The sequence below is a fragment of the Nitrincola schmidtii genome (assembly GCF_008973715.1).
Classification (GTDB): domain Bacteria; phylum Pseudomonadota; class Gammaproteobacteria; order Pseudomonadales; family Balneatricaceae; genus Nitrincola; species Nitrincola schmidtii.
The window spans coordinates 362,655-369,165 of record NZ_WBOL01000001.1 but is presented as its reverse complement, the minus strand read 5'-3'; the positions used below and the strand labels follow the sequence as shown (position 1 = coordinate 369,165).

Annotated in this window: 9 protein-coding genes; 3 read left to right on the top strand and 6 right to left on the bottom strand. The window is 42.1% G+C overall.

The features are described from left to right. The first annotated feature begins 548 nt into the window (after nt 1–548). Entirely contained in the window at nt 549–761 is a 213-nt protein-coding gene (relB, locus tag F7R24_RS01770) for a type II toxin-antitoxin system RelB family antitoxin (RefSeq protein ID WP_036514644.1), read from the top strand. A 356-nt stretch (nt 762–1,117) separates the two neighbouring features. Here relB and F7R24_RS01760 read toward each other — a convergent pair whose 3' ends face one another. The 3 genes from F7R24_RS01760 to F7R24_RS01750 form a co-directional block, all read right to left on the bottom strand. Then, the gene (locus tag F7R24_RS01760; protein WP_151669504.1) at nt 1,118–1,327 is read right to left on the bottom strand and encodes a CopG family transcriptional regulator; all 210 of its coding nucleotides are present in this window, start codon (nt 1,325–1,327) and stop codon (nt 1,118–1,120) included. A 129-nt stretch (nt 1,328–1,456) separates the two neighbouring features. Continuing rightward, nucleotides 1,457–1,870 carry a helix-turn-helix domain-containing protein gene (locus F7R24_RS01755; protein ID WP_151669503.1) on the bottom strand — a complete coding sequence of 138 codons (414 nt, stop codon included), beginning with the start codon at nt 1,868–1,870 and terminating at the stop codon, nt 1,457–1,459. Further along, nucleotides 1,867–2,154, bottom strand: a complete 288-nt coding sequence (locus tag F7R24_RS01750; RefSeq protein WP_151669502.1) for a type II toxin-antitoxin system HigB family toxin — start codon at nt 2,152–2,154, stop codon at nt 1,867–1,869. The genes F7R24_RS01755 and F7R24_RS01750 overlap by 4 nt, the downstream gene beginning before the upstream one ends. Before the next feature lie 435 nt (nt 2,155–2,589). On the opposite strand from F7R24_RS01750, the gene F7R24_RS01745 reads away from it, so the two are divergent. Together F7R24_RS01745 and F7R24_RS01740 are read left to right on the top strand one after the other, a co-directional pair. After that, nucleotides 2,590–3,006, top strand: coding sequence for a nucleotidyltransferase substrate binding protein (locus F7R24_RS01745; RefSeq protein ID WP_240775936.1), 417 nt, complete (start codon nt 2,590–2,592; stop codon nt 3,004–3,006). Beyond that, nucleotides 2,975–3,310 (top strand): nucleotidyltransferase domain-containing protein, encoded by a 336-nt coding sequence (locus F7R24_RS01740; RefSeq protein ID WP_151669500.1) that lies wholly within the window; start codon nt 2,975–2,977, stop codon nt 3,308–3,310. The genes F7R24_RS01745 and F7R24_RS01740 overlap by 32 nt, the downstream gene beginning before the upstream one ends. A gap of 390 nt (nt 3,311–3,700) precedes the next feature. On the opposite strand, the gene vapC is transcribed toward F7R24_RS01740, so the two are convergent. The 3 genes from vapC to F7R24_RS01725 all read right to left on the bottom strand — a co-directional run bounded on the left by vapC (nt 3,701) and on the right by F7R24_RS01725 (nt 5,969). Then, the gene (gene vapC / locus F7R24_RS01735) at nt 3,701–4,099 is read right to left on the bottom strand and encodes a type II toxin-antitoxin system tRNA(fMet)-specific endonuclease VapC (protein WP_151669499.1); all 399 of its coding nucleotides are present in this window, start codon (nt 4,097–4,099) and stop codon (nt 3,701–3,703) included. Beyond that, nucleotides 4,099–4,332 (bottom strand): type II toxin-antitoxin system VapB family antitoxin, encoded by a 234-nt coding sequence (vapB, locus tag F7R24_RS01730; RefSeq protein WP_151669498.1) that lies wholly within the window; start codon nt 4,330–4,332, stop codon nt 4,099–4,101. The genes vapC and vapB overlap by 1 nt, the downstream gene beginning before the upstream one ends. Nucleotides 4,333–4,403: 71 nt before the next feature. Beyond that, nucleotides 4,404–5,969, bottom strand: a complete 1,566-nt coding sequence (locus F7R24_RS01725) for an ATP-binding protein (RefSeq protein WP_151669497.1) — start codon at nt 5,967–5,969, stop codon at nt 4,404–4,406. Nucleotides 5,970–6,511: the final 542 nt, after the last annotated feature.

Here is a 6,511-nt window from a genome sequence, read left to right as displayed (position 1 = left end):
GAAACAAGAAGGTGAGGGAATAATCTGACCCACAGGTTGAACCGCCCAAGAGTAAAACATCCTCACTCACCTAGGTTCATTATGCCTGTACAAACATAATGTAACCGTTGAGTAAGATACAAGAGTAACAATTCATACTTTTATCAAGGTTATCCATAATGCTGTAGGTGGTACCTGTAGTCGATTTCCCACATAGAGGTAATGCGATTTTCTTCGCGTGCTAAGCGTAAGCTATTTTTAACTAGCAAGACTTGACCTGTTGTAATGACACTCATCGCCAGTGGAAGTGGGATCTTGTTCTGCCATTTGAATCACTTTGCGAATCACCGCATCGTTTAGCATGCTTTTCACCTTGATGCCCCGTTTATTGAGTGAATCTTAGCATACTTGTTTTGCCAGAGCGGTATTGACCTTCAATGAACTGTCGAAAAAAACTTTCTTCAGCACCACCTTTTGTGCCACGGCATTACCCTGAGCTCTTAATTTGGATATGCCCTCTTTTACTGCTATGCTATACACGTAAAACATGTATAGCGATGGAAGTTAACATGCTCGCAATACGCCTACCAGAAGACATTGAAGCCCGCCTAACTGCCCTAGCAGCTAAAACAGGGCGCACCAAAACATTTTATGCCAGAGAAGCGATTCTGAGCCATCTGGACGACATGGAGGATGCCTATCTAGCTCTTAATCGCCTCGAAAACCCAAGCAAGCGTTGGACTTTAGATGACATGGAGCAAGAGCGTGACCTGGACTGTTGAATTTGATGACTCCGCAGCAAAAGAGCTTCGTAAACTTGACCGACAGGCGCAGCAGGAAATACTTTCGAGAACGAATTGCAACAAACCACGATCCACGCCGCTTCGGTAAACCATTAAGTCAAAATTTGAGCGGCTTATGGCGTTACCGGGTTCGCGACTACCGCATAGAAACGAGGGTCGGAGTAACTATTCAATTACTCTTTGTAGAACCCTTGTAAACTTTTGCTTCAATGTATTTGGCTAATACCAATTTTCCATCTTTAGCGTTTCAATTCGGTTAAATTCCCGGATGTTGCGTGTAACTAGTGTGGCATTCTGTGCCAGTGCGGTACCAGCGATCAATAAGTCATAAGGGCTTATGTATGTGCTTCGCCCCGAATATTGTCAAGTTCAGGAAAATCGTCCCAGTTGCCAGCAGCTTCGCGCACGGCAGGAGGCCATTCGTTTACCAGTTTTTCGCGGATAACAGTAGCGATCCATTTACTTTTGGACAAATTGTGGGCCTTGGCGCTGGTCACCATCTTAGCCTCAAGCTCGTCTTCCAGGTAGATAGTGACTTGTCCCATTTTAAGTTGGCCTCCTCGATGAAGTATATGTGAAAGTATATGTGTATCGGGGCGCGTAGTGAACTACTCACCGCTAAAAAGGGCTTCGTTGCCCTCATCTCTTTGGGATAAAAAGTATTATTCAATCGACTAAATAAAAGACGCGGTCGAAACCCTGAAACGCTCGCTGAGTAAGCGAACTTGCCGAATATTGAGGTCACGCTTGCCTGTCAGGATTTCAGAGATAACACCCTGACTGCCGATCTCAGAGAGATCACTTTGTTTAAGACCGTGCTGCTCCATTAAAAACCTCAAAGCTTGTACGCCGGTTGCTTCAAGAAGTGGGTGATGCGCAGCTTCATAGTCCTCGATTAGATCACCGACGATATCGACCAAACCCATAGCGGGGTGGTTTTCGTCACCTCGGATTTCGTCCAGAAGGGCTTCGAGCATTTGGGTCATCTGCGTGTAATGGGCCTCGTCTCGGATGGGGGCGATATCAGTGGCAGCTCGGAATTGCTCCCAGGCTGGTAATAGATGCTTCACATCGATGGGTGCGTTCATGATATCCAAGCTCCTTTATCATAATCTTGGTGGGTGAGTACCGCCTTAATGTACAGGATTTGCTTCCCAAAACGGATGTAAGCAATCAGCCGGTATTTATTACCGCCGATATCAAATACGACCAAGTCGTCAACCTTATCAACCGTATTGAAAACAGCTTTGAGTTCCGCCCAATTAGCAAATCGGTTTTTTTCGATCACACGTCGCCATCCCTGCAAGGCAGATTCTGCTTTCGGGTGATCGGCAGCGAAAGCTCGCAGGGTGCTATTACTGATGATTCTCATAACGTCAGCATATCTCAAATTGAGATTTTTGCAAGAAACTCACCTCTGATAATCATCTGATGCTGCAAAAACCATTCTGTATCGATCGACTAAAGTTTAGTCAGTAATTTCCACTTATATTGATCAAACTCATTTGATGAGCAATAAACGAACGTTCAATTAAATTTTATATTTACACGCCTGATTTGTGATAATAGGATTAGTTCATCAGATCAGCCAAGGACAGGCTATAAGCTTCAATGATGATGTTGTCTGATATTTCTTTCTGATACCAGATCTCCCGGTCCGGTGTGTGAAAGCGCTAAACAAGGAAGTCTTAGCGAGAGAGGGGAGTTAGCATGGATGCGAAATGAACCTCTCACCTAAAATCCCTCCTGATATTTGTGCATTTTGTGCTAGCATTAAATACCTCTTTAATTTTCAGAGTGCCTAATCGTGGATTCAGATATTCGCTGGAAACAACGCTTCAGAAATTTCAGTAGAGCATTTAGCTTATTGCGTGAAGCATTAGAGTTGCAACCAAGCCAGCTAAACCAACTAGAGAAAGAGGGTATTATTCAGCGTTTTGAGTATACCTTTGAATTGGCATGGAAGGTGCTTAAAGATGTAATGGAGTCTGATGGTATTGCTTTAGACCAGATTTCACCCAAGGCCGTCGTAAGGCAGGCATATTCTGCTAAGTATATTGATAATCCTGAAGTTTGGCTTAATATGATTGGTGATCGTAATCTAATGAGCCATACTTACGATTTCACTAAATTTGAAGCCGTCATTAACACCCTGCGAGAATCCTATCTACCAGAACTAGAGGCGTTTTATCATGATCTTATTGCCAAAGAACTTGAATCCTGAATCTTTGGGTCTAAAGCACGTCTGGTTTGAGCAGTTGCTTAACTCTTTTACTAAGCATCCAGAAATCGATGCAGTAATCGTTTATGGTTCGAGAGCCAAAGGTAACTACCATGACAGAAGCGATCTTGATTTGGCATTCAAAGGACAGTTCGATAGACACCAGCTTTCCCGAATTAAGTTAGATTTAGAAGAGACTGATTTGCCCATAGGTTTTGATGTGTTGAAGTATGAAGATCTTAAAAATGTTCTTTTAAAAGACCACATTGATCGTGTTGGTGTGCAAATATACCCTTATATTAACTAAAGTAATATGATGAGCAGTAAACGGACGTTCAATTAAATTCCCCCGGTCCGGTGTGTAAAAGCGCTAAACAAGGAAGTCTTAGCGAGAGAGGGGAGTTGGCATGGATGCGAGATGAACCTCTCACCCTTAATCCCTTCCTTACAATGCTCAGTTGTATGTAGGCCGGTCAAAAGTGAGGACAGCTTTGCGGCGTGGGTCTCGATAATCGTTAAACTACATATAAAGCTTTTGGTAAAAGATATTGAAATGATGTCTATAGCTTGCCACTTTGCGCGCACAGAGTGAGCAGGCGGAAGTACGCCGTAAAGATAATGACTTCTCTCAGTATGAGTCAGCACAAGCTCACACTAGAAGAGAACGGTTAATGCCGTTTAGTGGGGAGTAGTTCACCTAAACCCAGTTTTCTAGTCGAAGGCCACTGACTCTTTCAAACTCTTTAAGATTATTGGTGACGAGTATTAATGATTCACTTCGAGCATGACCTGCTATATGTAAATCATTGACACCAATTGGTTTTCCTTGTTTCTCAAGATTCGCTCGTATATCACCATAATGAGATGCTGCTTTGATGTCATATTCTAAAATGTCTAATCGTGAAATGAAATCTTCAACTTGCCTTAAGTTATGCTCTGGTTGAGTGCTTTTTTCGACACCGTGCATTAGCTCAGCAAGAGTAATGGCGCTAATACACATCTGTCCTCCGTATCGATTAAAAGTGTTAAGTACTTCGATTGGGCGGTTCTTGATAACATAGATGACGATGTTGGTATCTAGCATGTACTTCAACATTACAATGGATCTTTTTCAGGTTGTTCTTGTGACGCTCGTTCTGTCATAAAGTCTTCGGTTACATTGTCTTGACATAGAAAGAAGCTGTCCCAGGAGTGATCAACAGGTGTTAAAATCCGTTCACGCCCGACGACTCTTACATTGACCTTTTTAACACTCTCAGGAAATCTGCTATCTGCGGGAAGCCTAACAGCTTGGGTGCGATTGTTGACAAACACTGATCCTGTTGACATGTAATTCTACCTAATCTTGTTGCTATATATACAGAGTATATAGTGGTATTGCGTTTTTTCAAGCTAGGTGATCAGTTTTCAGCTTCAACATCAAACCCAACGATTTGCCGCTTTTCGCTAGAGAATTCAACGCCAATGAGGTAGATAGGTTCTCCTGAAGCACGATACTTGTCTGCGTAGCCTTTGTTTTTGAGCTGCTCTATCACTTTGCCTTCGGGTATTTGTTCGACGACTTTAAACTCAAATAAATAGTATCTGCCTTGAAAATGAACGGTCATATCGACTTTTCCATGGTTGCTGGCATCTTCAACCGTAACATCCAATCCCAGTGCTGCGAAATGGCTATAAAATACACTGGCGTAATGACCTTCATACTTCGCAATCGGGTTGTTGCGATACCAGTCATGAGGAAGACTGGCGTAAAGGGATTTGAGGTGAGTTTCTAATTGTGCCAAGTCGTTGTCTATTAAGCAATTTAATAGCGTTTTACGATGATAGGGTGCATTTTTCAATCCCAATGAAGGGAGTAGTGCCTGGTTTAAGCTGGTTTCTACTTCACGATTAGGAAATCCAAGAAGGTATTGACGATAACCTGTGATCGGTTCAGCAATAGATTTAATGGTTAAATATCCTGCTTGAAATAAAAGCGCATCGGTGCTTATCTGGTCGACATCAAATTGACTGAGTAGTTCGTATTCAGTTTCCCATTGGTCTAAATTAGGTGTGAATACACCATGATCTTTTAATACTTCTATTAAAAAGGTTGGGGTTGCTGATTCAAACCAATAGGGCCCAAACTCTCTTTTTTCGAGTAATAGTAAGACATCAAAAGGATTATAAACTGAGGCAACGTTTTCTTCCCCCCATCGATAACCGTTGTACCATTCTTTTATTGACTGGCGATCTAAGTCGAATAGCTCTGGTGCAAAAGTGTGGTCGATATCGTCATCCGTGTAGCCGCAAATGGCGGAGTAAGGCGCGTCTATCGTGATGTCATTTAAGTTGTTTAATCCTGAGAATAAGCTGACTTTACTGAATTTAGAAACACCTGTGAGCATTACAAATTGCAGGTCGGCATCAGCATCTTTCAGAACACTGTAAAGGTTCTTCAGTCCCTCACGCAGCTCACGCGCTTTATCGCTGTCTTGAATGTTATCTAATATGGGTTTGTCGTATTCGTCGATTAAGACAACGACTGGGTTACTTGATTGCAGGTGTGCTTTTCTAATCAGCTCTCTGAACTGACCCGATATGGATGTATTCTCAAACGTGATGCATAGACGATTTTTTTCAGCATTTAGCAGTTCCCGGATTGATTCATCAAGTTGTTCACGGGTTTGAAAAACACCACTGCCAAAGCTTAATCGAATGACTGGATGATTGATATCCCAGTTCCATTTGTCTTCAATATGAAGGCCTTGAAACAGTTCTTTACGTCCTTCGAACAAGGATCCAATCGTATCGATCAGTAAGCTTTTTCCGAATCGACGCGGACGAGATAAGAAGTAATATTTACCTTGGTTAACCAGCCTTTCGATATAGGGAGTCTTGTCCACATAATAATAGCCCCCTTCGCGAATATGCGAAAAGGTCTGAATGCCGATAGGTAGTTTCAGTCGACGTTGTGCAGTGGTCAAGTTAATCTCCGTTGTACGAGTCAGTCTCAAGAAACAATTTTATATTTTAGCAGTTTTCCTAGGGATATGTGCGAGTAGTATTCGATCGACTAAAGTGTAGTCAATAATTTCCACATATATTGATCAAAGTCATTTGATGAGCAATAAACGAACGTTCAATTAAATTTTATGTTTACATGCTTGGATGATGATAATAGGATCGGAATATCAGATCAGCCAAGGACTGGCTATAAACTTTAATGATGATGTTGTCTGATATTTCTTTCTGATACCAGATCTCCCGGTCCGGTGTGTGAAAGCGCTAAACAAGGAAGTCTTAGCGAGAGAGGGGAGTTAGCATGGATGCCAAATGAACCTCTCACCCTTTCTTTATATCAGTAGAGTTTTAGCTTACTGAATGTCTACCGCTTTGCAACGGCAGACAATGAAGTAATCTCAGTACGATTACTTATTCTACACCCGCAGGAAATTAGAGTCAGAGCAAGAATGCGTCTAAATTTCTGCTTCTATATTTTTCTCTAAAATTACCAATTGGTTATTTT